Genomic DNA, 15,940 nt, shown 5'->3' on the forward strand with positions numbered 1-15,940 from the left:
TCACGCGGCGACCCGCGCGGCGGTCTCGCGTTCCGCGGCGTTCCCTGCCGTGATGCCCTTGGTCGAGGCGATCACGCCCTTGAGCTTCTTGGCCAGGGCCTCATAGAACATGCTCAGCGGAAACTCGTCCGGAAGCACGTCGTCCACGAGCTTGCGCGGCGGCTGCGTCAGGTCCAGGGCGTCGGGACCCTTGGCCCACTTGGAGCCCGGGTGGGGGGCGAGGTACTCGGCGACCAGGTCGTACGCCTTGAACCAGTGGACGAGCTTCGGGCGGTCGATGCCGGCCCGGTAGAGGTTCTCGATGTCGGCACACAGCTGGTTGGTGACCTGCGGGGCGCGCATCCAGTCGATCTTCAGCTTGTTGTCCGTCCAGCGCACGACGTCGTGCTTGTGGAGGTACGCGAAGAGGAGCTGGCCGCCGAGGCCGTCGTAGTTGCGGTTGCGGTCGCCGGAGACCGGGAAGCGGAACATCCGGTCGAAGAGGACGGCGTACTGCACGTCGCGGCCGTGCTCGTTACCCTCGGACTCCAGCTTCACGGCCTCCTTGAAGGCGGTGAGGTCGCAGCGCAGCTCTTCGAGGCCGTACATCCAGAACGGCTGGCGCTGCTTGATCATGAAGGGGTCGAACGGCAGGTCGCCGTGGCTGTGGGTGCGGTCGTGGACCATGTCCCACAGGACGAAGGCCTTCTCGCAGCGGTCCTGGTCCTCGACCATCCGGGCGATGTCCTCGGGCAGCTCGATGCCCAGGATGTCCACGGCGGCCTCGGTGACCTTGCGGTAGCGGGCGGCCTCGCGGTCGCAGAAGATACCGCCCCAGGTGAAGCGCTCGGGGGCCTCGCGCACCGCGATGGTCTCCGGGAAGAGCACCGCGGAGTGGGTGTCGTAGCCCGGGGTGAAGTCCTCGAAGGTGATGCCGAGGAAGAGCGGGTTGTCGTACCGGGTGCGCTCCAGCTCGGAGAGCCACTCGGGCCACACCATCTTCAGCACGACGGCTTCGAGGTTGCGGTCCGGGTTGCCGTTCTGGGTGTACATCGGGAAGACCACGAGGTGCTGGAGCCCGTCGGCGCGCTCGGCGGCCGGGGCGAAGGACAGCAGGGAGTCGAGGAAGTCCGGCACGCCGAAGCCGCCGTCGGCCCACTTGCGCAGGTCGCCGACGAGGGCGCGGTGGTACGCGGCCGCGTGCGGGAGCAGCGGCGACAGCGCCTCGATGCCCTCGATCACGCGCTCGACCGCGGCCTTGACGGTGGCACGGGCGTGCTCACCCTCGGCCTCGAAGTCGATGGAGCCGTCGGCCGACTGCCAGGGCCGGATCTCCTCCACGGCGGCCTTGAGCTCGGGCCACGCCGGGTGGTCGACCACCCGTACACCGGCGGTTATCACGGCACCGCCGATACCCGGCACAAGAGTTTCCGTCATGTCACTTCCTCCACAGGAGAACCTCACGTCGGCACAGCGTAAGCGGGTGAGGCTCTTCCACTCAAGAGGAGATCCGGGAAATTATCCTGCGTCACCCCCAGTTTCACGGGAAGTCTTCCCGTTCTCGTGCGTGGAGACGATTGCTTCGCCCAGGCGCGCCAAGGCCTGGCGGGCCTCGGGGAGCACTCCGGTCAGCGCGAGGAATCCGTGGAACATCCCGGGGTGGGAGTCAAGGGCCGAACGGACCCCGGCGCCGAGCAGCCGGTGGTGGTACGCCTCCCCCTCGTCCCGCAGCGGATCGCAACCGGCGACCACCACGTGGGCGGGTGGCAGCCCGTGCGGGTCCCCGGCGAGCGGGGAGGCCAGCGGATGGCCGCCGTCGCCGTCGGGGCCGAGGTACTGCTCCCAGAACCAGCGCAGGTGCGCGGCGGTCAGGAAGTACCCCTCGGCGTTGCTCCGGTAGGAACCGGTGTCCTGCGCGGCGTCCAGACAGGGATAGATCAGCACCTGGAGCGCGACGGCGGGGCCCCCGTGGTCACGCGCCAGCAGGCAGCAGGCGGCGGCGAGGTTCCCGCCCGCGCTGTCGCCGGCCACGACCAGGGCGTCCGGATCCCCGCCGAGCTCGTCGAGGTGCGCGGCCGCCCAGCACAGGGCGGCGTACGCGTCGTGGACGGCGGCGGGGAAGCGGGCCTCGGGCGCCCGCCGGTAGTCCACGGAGACCAGCACGGCGCCGGAGGCCCGGCACAGAGCCCGCGCGGTGGCGTCGTAGCCGTCGAGGTCGCCGAGGTCCCAGCCGCCGCCGTGGCAGAACACCACGGTCGGCCGGGGACCGGGCCACCGCTCGGGGTCCGGGTAATAGACGCGTACGGGGACCGGCGGCGCCCCGGCCGGCCCGGGGACCTCCCGGTCCTCCACGGCCCCCACGACGGCCGGCCGGGCCGTCGCGGGCACCGCGGCGAGGATCCGACGGGCCTCGTCGGCATCGGTGACGCGCCCGCCGAGGTCGGGAAAGAGTGAGGCCAGCGCGTCGGCATAGGGCCGCGCGGCGGGATCGAGCCGGTCGCCCCCACCGGCCCCGCCCCACCCGATGGCCCCACCAGCCCCGCGGGCCCCGTCGGCCCCGTCGGCCCCGTCGGCCCCGTCGACCCCATCCGCCCGGCCGGCCCCGGCGGTCATCGGATCCGTCATCGCGGCCCTACGCCCGCTGGTTCGCGAAGTGCGGGATGACCTTCTCGCCCCACTGGCGCAGGGTCTCCAGACAGGCCGCCTGCGGCACGGTGCCCATCTGTATCAGGCACATGATCTCGTCGGCCCCCGCCTCCCGGAGCCGCTCCACGTACGCGATCGCCTCGTCCGCGCTGCCGTAGGCGTGGTCCGCGTTGAAGGTGGCCGTCGCGGTCGGCCGTACCGGGATGTCCTGCTCGTGCAGCCGGGCCACCACCTGCTCGGCCGCCCTGCGCATCTCCGCCCCCTCGTCGGCACCCGCAACCACCGCTTCGTCCGGCACCCCGGCCCCGCCGTACCAGTGGCCGATCGACTGCGCGAAGAACCGCTGCCCCCGGATCCCGATCCGCCGCGCCTCCTCCGGGTCGTCGAGCACGATCGTCGGGCAGAGCACCGAGAAGTGGTCGTTGACGGCCGTCGAGACGAACCGGCCGCCGTCCCGGCCGGCGATCGCGGCGTCGTAGACGGAGCGCATCCCCGCGATGGACTCCGGCCCGGCGAATCCCATCACGAGCGCCCCGACCCCCAGTTCCGCGGCCTGCACCAGGGTCTCGGCCCGGCTGCACGCGAGGAACAGCGGCGGATGGGGCCGCTGGCTCGGCCGCGGCAGGATCGGGTGCGGATCGATATCGATGAGCTCCCCGTGGTACTCCAGTTCCTCCTCCTGCCAGGCCTTCCCGATGATCCGCAGCGCCTCCTCCACCTCCGCCGTGGTGCGGTCCCTGTCCACCCCGCACAGCGAGGTCTCCTGCACGGTGCCGCCCCGCCCGGCCCCGAGGTCGACCCGCCCACCGGAGAGCAGGTCGAGCATCGCGGCGCGCTCGGCGACCCGGACGGGGTGGTTGAAGGCGAAGGGCATGCACACGACTCCGTGGCCGATGCGTATGGTGTTGGTCCGGGCCGCCACCCAGGTCAGGAAGATCTCGGGAGCACTCATGTGGGCGTACCACTTCAAGGAGTGGTGCTCCACGGCCCAGATCCGGTCGAACCCCATCCGCTCGGCGAGCACCGCCTGCTCGACGCAGTCCCGGATGACTTGGTGCTCCCGTTCCACGGTCGGGTCGGCGAGCTGAGCTTCGAAGATCACGGAGAATTTCACGGTGCCTCCAGGGTTGCGTCCCGTACCCGGTCTCACTTCTATTCGGAATATGACTAGTAGTCAGACGTCGAAGAAGCAAGAGCTGCCACCGACCGCGTGGGCGGTCCTCGGCCTGCTCTCCTTCCCCGGGGAGCGGACCGGCTACGAGCTGAAGAAGTGGGCGGACTCCTCGCTGCGCTTCTTCTACTGGTCCCCGGCCATCAGCCAGATCTACGCCGAACTGCGCCGCCTCGAGGAGCTCGGCTACGCGGCCTCCGTGCGCTCCGGACCCGAGGAGGCGCGGGCCAAGCGCCGCTACGGCATCACCCCCGCCGGGCGCGAGGCGCTGGCCGGCTGGGCCTCCGACGTCGCCGAGGCGGGCCCCCCGGTGCTCAAGCACGGTCTGCTGCTGCGGGTCTGGCTCGGGCACCTGGCCGAGCCGGAGCGGCTGCGCACGATGGTGACGGAGCATCTGGAGCGCACCACCGAGGAGTTGGCCTCCGTACGGGAGGCCATGGCACACGCGGCCACCGAGCCCGACTGGGCCTTCCCGGTGCTCGCCCTGCGCTGGAGCGAACGCCAGCACCTGGCCGAACTGGAGCTGACGCGCGCCCTGCTCGCGGACCTGGACGGCCCGGAGGGCCCGCACGCGCAGGAACGTCAAGCCGGTGGGGACGCGCCCACGCCCGGGTGACCACGCTTGCCGCGCCGGGGGCTTCCCAACCCCCGGCGGGCCCGTCGGGGAGCGGCCGGACGGCATTGCCGAGGCCCCGCAAAGGCGGTTTCATCGCATGCGGGGCGCACTAGCATGCGCCTCACATCACGCGCGGCCGGTCGGGACACCGCGACCGCGCGGGGAGCCGCCGTCGACGGAAGGATGAGAACCTTGACTTTCCTCACCATCGGACACCGCGGGGTCATGGGTGTCGAACCGGAGAACACGCTGCGCTCGTTCGTCCGCGCGGAACGCTCCGGCATGGACGTCGTCGCGCTGGACGTGCGGCTCAGCAAGGACGGCGCCCTCGTCGTCCTGCACGACGCCGAGGTCGACCGGACCACCGACGGTTCGGGATCCGTCGCCGACCTGACCCTGGCCGAACTGCGCGAGCTGGACGCCGGGGACGGCGAGCACGTGCCGGTCCTGGACGAGGTCCTCGACGCGGTCCGCGCCCCGCTCCGGATCCAGGTCCACGACCTCGCCGCCGTCGGGACCTTCGCACGGCTGCTGCTGAGCCGCGACCTGACCGGCCGGGTGGAAGTGGCCTCCTTCCGCGACGAGGTGCTCGTGGAGGCGGCCCGGCTGGTGCCGGGCGTACGGACCGTGCTCTACGCGAACCAGACCCCGGCGGACGCCGCGGAGGTCGTCGCCCGGGCGGCGCTGGCCGGCGCGGAGACGGTGGCCCTGAACATCGGCCACCTCACCCTGCACACCGTGGAGGCCGCGCACGAGGCCGGACTGCGCGTGACGGGATGGACGGTCAACACGCTGGAGCGGCTGCGCCTCGCGCGGGCCCTCGAACTCGACGGCGTGCTCACCGACTTCCCGGAGATCCGCTCCACGGGCCGCTTCACCGCCTGATCCCCGGCGAACGCGTACGGCACGCGCGGCACGTACGAAGTGCCGCACGGCGGACGGCCCACGGACGGCCCGTCCCGTGGGTCCCGCCGCCGCGACTACAGCGTCTTGACCAGCAGCTCGAAGGCCAGGTCGTCGCGGAGCGGAACACCGAACCGCTCGTCTCCGTAGGGGAAGGGGCTCATCTCGCCGGTGCGCTCGTAACCGCGGCGCACGTAGAAGGCGATGAGCTCCTCCCGTACGTTGATCACGGTCATGCGCATCTCCTTGGCCGCCCACTGCTCGCGGGCGCGACGCTCGGCCTCCAGCATGACCGCCTTGCCCAGCCCGCCGCCCTGCTGTCCGGGACGGACCGCGAACATGCCGAAGTAGACGTGGTCGCCGCGGTGTTCGAGGTGGCAGCAGGAAACGATCTCGCCGGCGCGCTCCACGACGAGGAGCATGCCGTCGGGGTGGCCGACGATCCGGGCCACGTCCTCGGCGTCGGTCCGCTGTCCGTCCAGGAAGTCCGCCTCGGTGGTCCAGCCGCCGCGGCTCGAATCCCCCCGGTACGCCGATTCCACGAGCTCCACGAGCGCCGGGATGTCCGCCTCCACGGCACTGCGGTAGGTCAAGGCCTGGGGGGCGGCGCTCGGCATCGAGGGCTCCGTTCTGCGCTGGGTCACGCGAGGTCATGCGACATGCGTCTTCCGGTGGTCGCACAGAGCCTAACCTCGCCCGGCGTGATGGCCGTGTGAAGGGGGCATCTCTTCCGGTGAAGCCGACGAACCGGGAGGTTCCGCCGTGCACGGTCCCGCCACGTCCCTCTCCACCTCCGTCTCCGCCTGGCTCCTCGTCCTGCTCTGCGCGGTGAGCGGGGCGTACTGTCTGCGGCGCGCGGGGAGAGCCGGCGGCGGGGCGGCGGCCGGGGAGGCGGCGATGGGGTTCGGCATGGCCCTGATGGCGGTGCCGCTGCGGCTGGGCGGCGGCTGGCAGGCGCCCGTGCTGGGCGCGGTCTTCTGCGGAGCGGCGCTGCACGCCCTGTGGCTGCTGCGCGGGGGCCCGCACCACACTCACCATCTGGTGGGCTCGCTGACCATGGTCTACATGGCGCTGGCCGCCGGGACGGGCGCGGACGCGGCGCCGGGGTCCGCGGGCCACGCCCACGGGCAGGGCGCCGGGCTGCCGCTGCTCACCGGCCTGCTGCTCGTCTACTACGCGGGGTACGTGGTGCTGGGCGGCGCCCGGCTGGTCACCGTCGGCGCCTCGGGCGCCGCGGCCACCACGGATGCCGGGGGTGCCGCGGTCGGCACCGGCGCCCCCGCCGGACCGGCGGAAGTGATCCGTGCCTGCCGACTCGCCATGGGAATCGGCATGTTGGCGATGCTGCTCACGATGTGAGGCCGCGGAGCCGCGGACGGAACGGAACGGCCAAACGTGTCCTGCGTCACCCTTGGCCCGGACCATACCCGCAGGTAGCCGCACGCTCCTAGGCTGGGCCCATGATGGTCCCCGCCGTTCTCCTGCTGCTCGGCGCCCTGACCGCGGTGCTCGCGCCCCGCCTGCTGGCCCGGGCCGAATGGCCCGAGCGCGAGCCCGTCGTGGCCCTGTGGGCGTGGCAGTGCGCGGTGGGCGCCGTGCTCCTGTGCTTCGCCCTGTCGATGCTGCTGAGCGCGGCCGCCGCCTGGCACGCCGTGCGGGGCCGCCTGTTCGCCCCGGCCCCGCACGGCGTGGTCGACGCCTACGCGCTGGACGCCGTGGGCGGGCTCTGGGCCGCGGGCACCGCCGTCGCGCTGGCCGGCGGCGGGCTGTGGACCGGAGCGATGCTCGCCCGGGAGATCTTGCGGGCCCGTGCCCGACGGCGGGCTCAGGGCGCTGAACTGCTGCTGCGGGCCCCGCTGTTGCCCGGCGAGCAGGCCACCGGGGCGCGGCTCGTGGTCCTGGAGGGGCAGCGGCCCGACAGCTGGTGGCTGCCGGGTCCGGTTCCGCAGCTGGTGGTCACGACGGCGGCGCTGGGCCGGCTCAAGGGGAGTCAGCTGGACGCCGTACTGGCCCACGAGCAGGGGCACGCGGCGGCCCGGCACGACTGGCTGCTGCACTGCTCGCGGGCACTGTCCGGGGGGTTCCCCCGGGTCCCGGTCTTCGCCGCGTTCGAGGCGCAGATGCACCGGCTGGTGGAGCTGGCGGCCGACGACGTGGCCTCGCGGCGGTACGGGCGCCTGACCACCGCCCTCGCCCTGATCGGCCTGAACGAGGACCGCGGGGTCTTCGGCCCGTCCCCCGCGCCGCACGGGCACGTCCCCCAACGGGTCCGGCGGCTGCTGGCGGCCGCGCCCCGGCTGTCGGCCGTGCGCCGGATGCGACTGACGGCCCTGGCGACGCTGGCTCCGGCGGTTCCGCTGCTGGTGGCCTTCGGACCGGGACTCGGCGCGCTGACCTGAGGGCGGCCGCGCGCCGGGGATCACGGGCGCCGGGATTACCGGCGCCGGGAATCGCGGGCTCCCGGAATCACGGGCTCCCGGGATAACGCGCGCCGCTCTTGCCGAGGATGAGCCGGGCCGGGTGCGAGGATCGGCCGATGCGGAGCGATCACGTACGGATGCGGATCCCACTGGTGTGCGCGCTGTCCGCCGCGGCGATCGTGCTGACGGTCTTGGTGGCCGTCCGCTGGGGTCCCCTGATGTCCCTCGACGGCCGGATCGCGCGGGGGCTGCACTCCTACGCCGTCTCCCACCCCGGGGTCACCCGGCCGGTACGGGTGCTCAGCGACTGGGTCTGGGACCCGTGGACCATGCGGATCCTGGCGGGCGCGGCCTGCCTGTGGCTGTGGTGGCGGGGCGAGGTCCGGTGCGCGGTGCGGATCGCGCTGGCCACCCTCGCGGCGTCGGCGGTGAGTCAGGGGCTGAAGTTCCTGGTGGGGCGGGAGCGGCCTGTCTGGCCGGATCCGGTCGTCTCCGCGGACTACGCCGCCTATCCGTCGGGGCACGCCCTGACCGCGACGGTGGTCTGCGGCCTGCTCGTGTGGCTGGTCGCACGCGGGCCGGCGCGGCCGTCCTCCCACCCGCTCACCCGCCCCCGCCGGGGCCTGGCCCTGCTCGGCGTCTTGGCAGCGGTCTCGGTCCTCGGGGTCGGCTTCACCCGGATCTACCTCGGCGTCCACTGGTTTTCGGACGTCCTGGCGGGCTGGCTGCTGGGCGCGGTGCTGCTGGCGCTCGCCGTCTCGGACGGTGCCTGCTCTGGGCGATCCCCCGTGTCGCCCAGAGCAGGCGGTCCGGCGCGCTGAGTATACTGGCCGCGAGCCAGTCAACGCAGGAGCAAGCATGTCCCCGCGCAGCGCATCGGTCAATGAAGAATTGCGCAGGCGTTCCCGGGAGCGACTGCTGCACGCCACGGTCGAGCTCGTCGCGGAGCGCGGCTTCGAGGCCACCACCCTCGGCGACATCGCCGACCGGGCCGGAACCGCCCGTGGCCTGGTGTCCTACTACTTCCCGGGCAAGCGCCAGCTCCTCCAGTCCGCCGTGCACCGGCTGATGCACCTCACGCTGGAAGCGGCGCTGGAGCGGCCGCCCCTGCCCGACGGGCCCGACGCCGGCCGGGAGCTCCTGGCACGGGCCATCGACGCGATCCTCGGACTGACCAAGGAGCGGCCCCGGCTGATGCGGACCCACATGGCGGGGATCCTGCAGGCCGAGGGTTTCGTCCAGTGCGCCGAGCAGCGGCGGCTCGCGGAGCTGCTGCGGGGCACCGTCGTACGGTACGGATCGGCGGACGTGGACACGGACTATCCGCTGCTGCGGGCCCTGTTGATGGGCGCGGTGGTGGCGGTGCTGCTGCCGGGAGCGCCGATGCCGGCGGCCCGGCTGCGGGCCGAGCTGTTCCAGCGGTACGGGCTGGACTGGGAGCTGGGTGTTCCGCCGGACGGTGGGCCGCCCGGCGGAACGTTTCCCACACCGCGTCAGCGGTAGTCGGGTGCGTCAGCGGTGATCGGGGTGCCTCGGCGGAATTCGGGCCGCGTCAGCGGTAGTCGGGCTGGGTCTGCACGTTGAGCCGGTCCAGCCACACCCACTTGGCGCTGTCGGTGCGCCAGTCGTCGAGCCGCAGCACGTCGAGGCCCTTGACGATGTCGTTCGAGTAGATGTGCCCGTTGTAGTAGTACGCGGACCAAGAGCCGCCGAGACCGAGCTTGTCGGTGGTCAGCGGGCCCCGCTCGAAGTAGGCGATCTCCTTCGGTCGGGTGGAGTCGGTGAACTCCCAGACGGAGATGCCGCCCTGATACCAGGCCTGGACCATGATGTCGCGGCCGCCGCCGACCGGGATCAGCGAGCCGTTGTGGGCCACGCAGTTCTCGGTGTCGGCCTGCATGCGCGGGATCTTGAAGTAGCTCTTGAAGACGAGCTTGCGCTGGTCGCCGCGGCCGGTGATCTCGTAGATGCCGTCGGCTCCCCGGGTGGGTCCGGTGGCCTCGTTGCAGGTGGGGCCGCCACCGCCGCCCAGCTCGTCGGTGAACACCACCTTGTTGGCCCGCTCGTTGAAGGTGGCCGAGTGCCAGAACGCGAAGTTCACGTTGTCCTGGACGCGGTCGATGACGCGCGGCTGCTCGGGCTTGCTGATGTCGAAGAGGATGCCGTCGCCCATGCAGGCGCCCGCCGCGAGGTCCTTCGAGGGCAGCACGGTGATGTCGTGGCAGCCGGTGGTCTTGGAGACGCCCGGGTTGGTGGGCGCGCCCGGGTTGCCGCCGTCGGGGAAGAGGATCGGGAAGGCCACGACCGCGGCCTGCGTCGGGTTCTTCTTGGGAACCTTCACGACCGAGATGCCGTCGTGCGGCGGCTTGCAGTCGGGGAAGGCGTCGCTCGGGTTGTACGAGGAGACGTAGAGGTAGGCGTCCCGGCCGCCCGGCACCAGCGTGTGGGTGTGGGAGCCGCACGGGGTCTCGACGGACTTGACGTACTTGGGGTTCTTCTTGTCCTTGATGTCGAAGATCCTGATGCCCTCCCACGAGGACTTCTCCGTGGCGGGCTGCGAGACGCTGGTGCAGGAGTCGTCGCTGCGCGAGGAGTCGGTGGACAGGAAGAGCAGGTCCCCGTCGACCGAGACGTCGTTCTGCCCGCCGGGGCAGAGCACTTCGGTGACCTTCTTCGGCGCCTTGGGGTTGCCGATGTCGTAGATCACGAAGCCGTTGTAGTTGCCCGCATAGGCGTACTTGCCCTGGAACGTCATGTCGGAGTTGATCTGGTTCGGGTCGGTGCTCGGGATGTTGGCCAGGGGTTTGATGTTGCGGCTGTGGACGATCTCGTCCTGGCCGGGTATCTCGCCGGGTGCCAGTTCCCGTCCCGCGCCGGCCGCGGTGGCGGCGCTCTGCGGCGCACCCGCGCCCGGGACGAGGTCCCCCGGGTCCGGGGTGGCGGCCGCGGGTCCGGCCGCCAGTAACGAGGTGAGGAGTCCGGCCGCTGCCACGGCCGCTCCCAGGGATATGCGCCGCGCTCTGCTGGTGTGCATCGAGGTCACTGTGCCCTCCCAAAGGTCCGGTCGGTTCCGCCCGTGGTGGGAACGGAACGCGGACCCCGGCAGTATGGTCCTTTGCATGGACATGGCGAAAGTCTCACTCGGGCGAATCGTCGGAGCGGCCCTGGCCCTCGGGCTCCTGCTCCCCCTCACCGGCTGCCGCGACGGCGGCTCCGCGGACGCCGCGGACGGCGGCGGGCCGGCGGTCATCGCTCCCGGCAAACCCGGCGAGAAGGCCCGCACCCTCTCCCCCGAACAGGCGGCGAAGGAACTGCCCGACGACAGCCCCAACGCGGCGGACCGAGCGTACGTGCGGAACATGATCGAACACCACGGGCAGGCGCTGACCATGAGCGCGCTGGCCCCCGACCGGGCCTCGGCCGACGGGGTCAAACGGCTCGCCGAGCGGATCGCGGCCGCGCAGAAGCCCGAGATCGGCGCGATGGAGGGATGGACCGCCCGCAACCCGGCGCCCGGCGGCGCCCCCGGAGGCCACGACCACGCGGCCATGCCCGGGATGGCCACCGAGCAGCAGCTGAAGGAGCTGACCGGTGCCAGGGGGCCGGACTTCGACCGGCTTTTCCTCTCCCTGATGACCGCCCACCACGAGGGCGCCCTGAAGATGACCGGCGAGGTGCTGGCCGCGGGCAACAACGCCGCCGTGGAGGAGATGGCCAACGAGGTGGCGGCCACCCAGAGCGCCGAGATCCACCGGATGCGCGCGATGGGCTGACGGCCCCGGCACCCGGTGTCATGCTGGGAACACCTGCGGGAGGAGCTCGGCCGTGCTTCGTATCGCCGTCGTCGGATCGGGCCCCAGCGGGGTCTACGCCGCACAGACACTCGTACAGCAGCGTGAGGTGCCGGGGATCCGGGTCGACGTGATCGACCGGCTGCCGGCCCCGTACGGGCTCGTGCGGTACGGGGTGGCCCCCGACCACGAGAAGATCAAGTCCCTCCAGGGCAGCCTGCGCACCGTGCTGGAGGACGAGCGGATCCGTTTCCTCGGGAACGTCGAGGTCGGCGGGGAGGCCCTGCCCACCGCCCGGCTGCTGGAGCTGTACCACGCGGTGGTCTACTGCGTCGGCGCCGCCCGGGACCGGCTGCTCGGCATCCCCGGCGAGGACCTCGCCGGGGTGCATTCCGCCACGGCCTTCGTGGCCTGGTACAGCGGCCATCCGGACGCCGCGGCCGAGGCGTTCGGGCTGCCCGGGGTGGATGCGGCGATCGTGGTCGGCGCCGGGAACGTGGCGGTCGACGTGACGCGGATCCTGGCCCGGGGCGTACCGGAGCTGGCCCCCACCGACATGCCGCAGCCCGCCCTGGGCGCGCTCGGCGCCAGCGCGGTGCGCACGGTCCAGATGGTGGCCCGGCGCGGGCCCTCCCAGGGCAAGTTCACCACCAAGGAGCTGCGCGAGCTGGGCACCCTGCCGGGCGTGGACGCGCTGGCCGACCCGGCGGAACTGGCCCTCGACCCGGCGTACGCGGACCCGGGCGCGGCCCTGCCCGCGGTGAACCGGCGCAACGTGGAGGTGCTGCGCGGCTGGGCCGCGGATCCGGCGAGCGGCGGGGACCGGCGGATCGCCCTGCGGTTCTTCCTGCGCCCGGTGGAGGTGCTCGGCGGCCCGGACGGCCGGGTCAGCGGGATGCGCTTCGAGCGGACCGCCCCCGACGGCCTGGGCGGGGTCACCGGCACGGGGGTCTACGAGGACGTGCCGGCGCAGCTGGTACTGCGCTCGGTGGGGTACCAGGGCGTGCCGCTGGCCGGGCTGCCCTTCGACGAGCGGCGCGGTACCGTCCCGCACGCCGCGGGCCGGGTGCTCAGGGAGGGCCGCGCCTCCGTCGGCGAGTACGTGGCGGGCTGGATCAAGCGCGGCCCGACCGGGGTCATCGGCACCAACCGGCCCTGCGCGAAGGAGACGGCCTCCTCGCTGCTCCAGGACGCGGGGGCGCTGGCCCGGCGCGACCGGGAGCGGGACCCGCTGGAGGCCCTGCGCGAGGCCGGGCTGCGACCGGTCCGGTGGCCGGGGTGGCTGGCCATCGAGACGGCGGAGGCGGAACTGGGGCGCTCCCTGGGCCGGCGCTCCGTCAAGATCCCCGACTGGGCGGGGCTGCTGGGAGCGGCGGGCGGCACGGACTGACTCCCCGGCCGGGGTCCGGCCGCCTCGACCGTCCCGTCTCATGAGGCCTGCTCGCTCGGCAGTCCCGCCTCAGGCGAGGTCGCGCGCCTGCTCGGCGGCGGCCGCGGCCAGGACGCCGTCGAGGAGCCCGGGGAACAGCTCCGCCAGCTCCGCGCGGCGCAGCCCGTTCATCTTGGCCGTGCCGCGGTAGCACTGGCGCACGACACCGCTCTCGCGCAGGACCCGGAAGTGGTGCGTGGTCGTGGACTTGGTGACCGGGAGCTCGAAGTACGAGCAGGCCAGCTCGGCTTCCGTGGCCGCGAGATCGCGGACGATGGAGAGCCGGACCGGGTCGGAGAGGGCGTGCAGGACCCCTTCGAGCCGGATCTCGGCGGCCTCGGGGTGGGCGAGGACACGGGCCGCTTCACGTTCCGTCATGTCCGTACTCCACTCACTGGGTGATGCCGCGCTTCCTGCCGTGCCCCATCGTACGAGAACCATCGTACGAGAACGGTCGTAGGAGCGGATCCGACCGGTGGGTGCGGTGCGGGACCCCCGTCCCCGCACCGCACCGGTTCACCAGGAGCGGTGGTACTGCTCGGGCGTACGGATCTGCGCGCCGAGCTCGGCGGCCGCGCGGCGGGCCCAGAACGGGTCGCGCAGCAGCTCGCGGCCCAGCAGGACGGCGTCCGCCTCGCCGTTGGCCAGGATCTTCTCGGCCTGCTCCGGCTCGGTGATCAGACCCACGGCGGCGACGGGGAGGGTGGTCTCGGCCTTGACCCGGGCCGCGAAGGGCACCTGGTAGCCGGGGCCGACGGGGATCGTCACCCCGGGGGCGAGCCCGCCGGTGGAGACGTCGAGGAGGTCCACTCCGTGCTCCTGGAGCAGTCCGGCCAGCCGGACGGTCTCGTCGGCGGTCCAGCCGTCCTCCTCCAGCCAGTCGGTGGCGGAGATGCGGAAGAACAGCGGCAGCTCCTCGGGCCACACCGCCCGTACGGCGTCGGTGACTTCGAGGGCGAGGCGGGTGCGGTTCTCGAAGGATCCGCCGTACGCGTCGGTGCGCTTGTTGCTGTGCGGGGAGAGGAACTCGCCGATCAGGTACCCGTGGGCGCCGTGGATCTCGACGACCCGGTAGCCGGCGGCGAGCGAGCGCCGGGCGGCGGCCGCGAACTGCTCCACGACGTCCTGGATCTCACCGACCGTCAGCTCGTGCGGGACCGGGTGGTCCGGGGAGAACGGCACCGGGCTCGGGGCGCTGGGCAGCCAGCCGTGCGCCTCGGGGCCGACGGGCTGCCCGCCCTTCCAGGTGCGGTCGGTGGAGGCCTTGCGGCCGGCGTGGGCGAGCTGAATGCCGGGGACCGCCCCCTGGCCGGCGACGAAGGAGGTGATCCGGCGCAGCGCCTCGACCTGGGTGTCGTTCCAGATGCCGAGGTCGTAGGGCGAGATCCGCCCCTCGGGGGCGACGGCCGTGGCCTCCTGGATGATCAGGCCGGTGCCGCCGGTGGCGCGGGCCGCGTAGTGCGCGAAGTGCCAGTCGTTGGCCACGCCCGCGTCCGGGCCGGAGGGCTCGGCACTGTACTGGCACATCGCGGCCATCCACACCCGGTTCGGGATGGTGACCGAGCGGATGGTCCACGGCTGGAACAGCGCGGCGAAGGAAACGGGGGCAGCACTCATGAGGGGTCTCCAGAGGCGACTGGAAGCGCACCGGGGAATCGGCGCCGCTAAGTACGAGATTCACCGTACTACGAAATCTCTCGTAGTACGAGACCTTTCGTATGACCGGGCGGCGGCCCGGAGCGGGCCCGCGCGCGGCGACCTGCCGCTGTCAGTGGCCGGGTGCAGACTGACGGAAAAGCTGCCGTGCAGGACAAAGACGTCCGGAGGTGTCGGCCATGACCGACGTGCTACTGCTCGCGGGGACCCGCAAGGGACTGTTCATCGGCCGCCGGGGTTCCGGCGGCACCTGGGAGTTCGGCGATCCGCACTTCAACGCCCAGGCGGTCTCGGCCGTCGCCATCGACCGGCGGGGCGGCGCGCCCCGGCTCCTGGTCGCCGGGGACAGCACCCACTGGGGGCCCTCCGTCTTCAGCTCCGACGACCTGGGCGCGACCTGGCAGGAGCCCGCCGCGGCCGCCGTGAAGTTCCCCGAGGACACCGGAGCCTCCCTGGAGCGGGTCTGGCAGCTCCACCCGGCCGGCCCCGAGGCCCCCGGCGTGGTCTACGCGGGGACCGAGCCGGCCGCGCTGTTCCGCTCGGCCGACCGTGGCGAGTCCTTCGAGCTGGTCCGCCCCCTGTGGGAGCACCCGACCCGGGACAAGTGGGTCCCGGGCGGCGGCGGCGAGGGCCTGCACACGGTGATCACCGACCCGGGCGACCCGGACCTGGTCACGGTGGCGGTCTCCACGGCCGGGGTATTCCGGACCACGGACGGCGGGGCGAGCTGGGCCCCGTCCAACCGCGGGGTCTCGGCGGTGTTCCTGCCCGATCCGGATCCCGAGTTCGGCCAGTGCGTGCACAAGATCGCCCAGGACGCGGGCGACACCGACCGGCTGTACCTGCAGAACCACTGGGGCGTGTACCGCAGCGACGACGCCGGGGCCCGCTGGACGGACATCGGCTCCAGTCTGCCGTCCGACTTCGGCTTCGCGGTGGCCGCCCACCCGCACCGGCCCGGCACCGCCTACGTCTTCCCGCTCAACGCCGACATCGACCGCGTCCCGGCGGAACACCGCTGCCGGGTCTTCCGGACGCGGGACGCGGGCACGACCTGGGAGCCCCTGACGAAGGGGCTGCCGGCCGGGGACCACTACGGCACCGTGCTGCGCGACGCGCTCTGCACGGACGACGCGGACCCGGCCGGCATCTACTTCGGCAACCGCAACGGCGAGCTGTACGCCAGCCATGACGACGGCGACAGCTGGCAGTTGCTGGCGGAACACCTTCCCGACGTCCTGTGCGTCCGGGCCGCCGTGCTGAACGGCTAGCGGCGGCGGCCCGGGTCTGGGGCCGGGCGCCCGGCCCCAGACCCGGACCCGGACCCGG

16 protein-coding genes are annotated in these 15,940 nt (G+C 72.8%); 9 read left to right on the forward strand and 7 right to left on the reverse strand.

Annotation, left to right across the window (positions count from 1 at the left end):
* From ACFYYB_RS21885 to ACFYYB_RS21895, 3 genes are all read right to left on the reverse strand, one after another.
* On the reverse strand, positions 1 to 1,416 hold the full coding sequence (locus tag ACFYYB_RS21885; protein ID WP_389436893.1) for a DUF6421 family protein: 1,416 nt from the start codon (positions 1,414 to 1,416) through the stop codon (positions 1 to 3).
* Positions 1,417 to 1,497: 81 nt separating this feature from the next.
* Positions 1,498 to 2,604 (reverse strand): alpha/beta hydrolase, encoded by a 1,107-nt coding sequence (locus tag ACFYYB_RS21890; RefSeq protein ID WP_389436894.1) that lies wholly within the window; start codon positions 2,602 to 2,604, stop codon positions 1,498 to 1,500.
* Positions 2,605 to 2,611: 7 nt separating this feature from the next.
* On the reverse strand, positions 2,612 to 3,739 hold the full coding sequence (locus tag ACFYYB_RS21895; protein ID WP_389436895.1) for an LLM class flavin-dependent oxidoreductase: 1,128 nt from the start codon (positions 3,737 to 3,739) through the stop codon (positions 2,612 to 2,614).
* A 49-nt stretch (positions 3,740 to 3,788) separates the two neighbouring features.
* Between ACFYYB_RS21895 and ACFYYB_RS21900 the strand changes: the two genes are divergently transcribed.
* Together ACFYYB_RS21900 and ACFYYB_RS21905 are read left to right on the forward strand one after the other, a co-directional pair.
* Positions 3,789 to 4,412 carry a PadR family transcriptional regulator gene (locus ACFYYB_RS21900; protein WP_389436896.1) on the forward strand — a complete coding sequence of 208 codons (624 nt, stop codon included), beginning with the start codon at positions 3,789 to 3,791 and terminating at the stop codon, positions 4,410 to 4,412.
* A 192-nt stretch (positions 4,413 to 4,604) separates the two neighbouring features.
* A complete protein-coding gene (locus tag ACFYYB_RS21905) occupies positions 4,605 to 5,297 on the forward strand; it encodes a glycerophosphodiester phosphodiesterase (RefSeq protein ID WP_389436897.1) in 693 nt (230 codons plus the stop codon).
* A gap of 95 nt (positions 5,298 to 5,392) precedes the next feature.
* Here ACFYYB_RS21905 and ACFYYB_RS21910 read toward each other — a convergent pair whose 3' ends face one another.
* The gene (locus tag ACFYYB_RS21910; protein ID WP_389437233.1) at positions 5,393 to 5,932 is read right to left on the reverse strand and encodes a GNAT family N-acetyltransferase; all 540 of its coding nucleotides are present in this window, start codon (positions 5,930 to 5,932) and stop codon (positions 5,393 to 5,395) included.
* A 145-nt stretch (positions 5,933 to 6,077) separates the two neighbouring features.
* On the opposite strand from ACFYYB_RS21910, the gene ACFYYB_RS21915 reads away from it, so the two are divergent.
* The 4 genes from ACFYYB_RS21915 to ACFYYB_RS21930 all read left to right on the forward strand — a co-directional run bounded on the left by ACFYYB_RS21915 (position 6,078) and on the right by ACFYYB_RS21930 (position 9,238).
* Positions 6,078 to 6,674 (forward strand): DUF5134 domain-containing protein, encoded by a 597-nt coding sequence (locus ACFYYB_RS21915; protein ID WP_389436898.1) that lies wholly within the window; start codon positions 6,078 to 6,080, stop codon positions 6,672 to 6,674.
* A 101-nt stretch (positions 6,675 to 6,775) separates the two neighbouring features.
* On the forward strand, positions 6,776 to 7,714 hold the full coding sequence (locus tag ACFYYB_RS21920) for a M56 family metallopeptidase (protein ID WP_389436899.1): 939 nt from the start codon (positions 6,776 to 6,778) through the stop codon (positions 7,712 to 7,714).
* 137 nt (positions 7,715 to 7,851) lie between these two features.
* Positions 7,852 to 8,556, forward strand: a complete 705-nt coding sequence (locus ACFYYB_RS21925; RefSeq protein ID WP_389436900.1) for a phosphatase PAP2 family protein — start codon at positions 7,852 to 7,854, stop codon at positions 8,554 to 8,556.
* 37 nt (positions 8,557 to 8,593) lie between these two features.
* Positions 8,594 to 9,238 carry a TetR/AcrR family transcriptional regulator gene (locus ACFYYB_RS21930; RefSeq protein WP_389436901.1) on the forward strand — a complete coding sequence of 215 codons (645 nt, stop codon included), beginning with the start codon at positions 8,594 to 8,596 and terminating at the stop codon, positions 9,236 to 9,238.
* Positions 9,239 to 9,287: 49 nt separating this feature from the next.
* Here ACFYYB_RS21930 and ACFYYB_RS21935 read toward each other — a convergent pair whose 3' ends face one another.
* Complete coding sequence (locus ACFYYB_RS21935; protein WP_389436902.1) at positions 9,288 to 10,778, reverse strand: LVIVD repeat-containing protein; 1,491 nt, start codon at positions 10,776 to 10,778, stop codon at positions 9,288 to 9,290.
* A gap of 76 nt (positions 10,779 to 10,854) precedes the next feature.
* On the opposite strand from ACFYYB_RS21935, the gene ACFYYB_RS21940 reads away from it, so the two are divergent.
* Positions 10,855 to 11,508, forward strand: coding sequence for a DUF305 domain-containing protein (locus tag ACFYYB_RS21940; RefSeq protein WP_389436903.1), 654 nt, complete (start codon positions 10,855 to 10,857; stop codon positions 11,506 to 11,508).
* A 52-nt stretch (positions 11,509 to 11,560) separates the two neighbouring features.
* On the forward strand, positions 11,561 to 12,916 hold the full coding sequence (locus tag ACFYYB_RS21945; RefSeq protein WP_389436904.1) for an FAD-dependent oxidoreductase: 1,356 nt from the start codon (positions 11,561 to 11,563) through the stop codon (positions 12,914 to 12,916).
* 69 nt (positions 12,917 to 12,985) lie between these two features.
* Here ACFYYB_RS21945 and ACFYYB_RS21950 read toward each other — a convergent pair whose 3' ends face one another.
* On the reverse strand, positions 12,986 to 13,333 hold the full coding sequence (locus tag ACFYYB_RS21950) for an ArsR/SmtB family transcription factor (RefSeq protein WP_389436906.1): 348 nt from the start codon (positions 13,331 to 13,333) through the stop codon (positions 12,986 to 12,988).
* Positions 13,334 to 13,471: 138 nt separating this feature from the next.
* Positions 13,472 to 14,572: an NADH:flavin oxidoreductase/NADH oxidase gene (locus tag ACFYYB_RS21955; RefSeq protein ID WP_389436907.1), complete on the reverse strand. Its 1,101-nt coding sequence runs from the start codon at positions 14,570 to 14,572 to the stop codon at positions 13,472 to 13,474.
* A gap of 218 nt (positions 14,573 to 14,790) precedes the next feature.
* Here ACFYYB_RS21955 and ACFYYB_RS21960 point away from each other — a divergent pair, with 218 nt between their 5' ends.
* Positions 14,791 to 15,882 (forward strand): WD40/YVTN/BNR-like repeat-containing protein, encoded by a 1,092-nt coding sequence (locus ACFYYB_RS21960; protein WP_389436908.1) that lies wholly within the window; start codon positions 14,791 to 14,793, stop codon positions 15,880 to 15,882.
* Positions 15,883 to 15,940: the final 58 nt, after the last annotated feature.

This window comes from Streptomyces sp. NPDC002886, assembly GCF_042888445.1.
Taxonomy (GTDB): Bacteria; Actinomycetota; Actinomycetes; order Streptomycetales; family Streptomycetaceae; genus Streptomyces.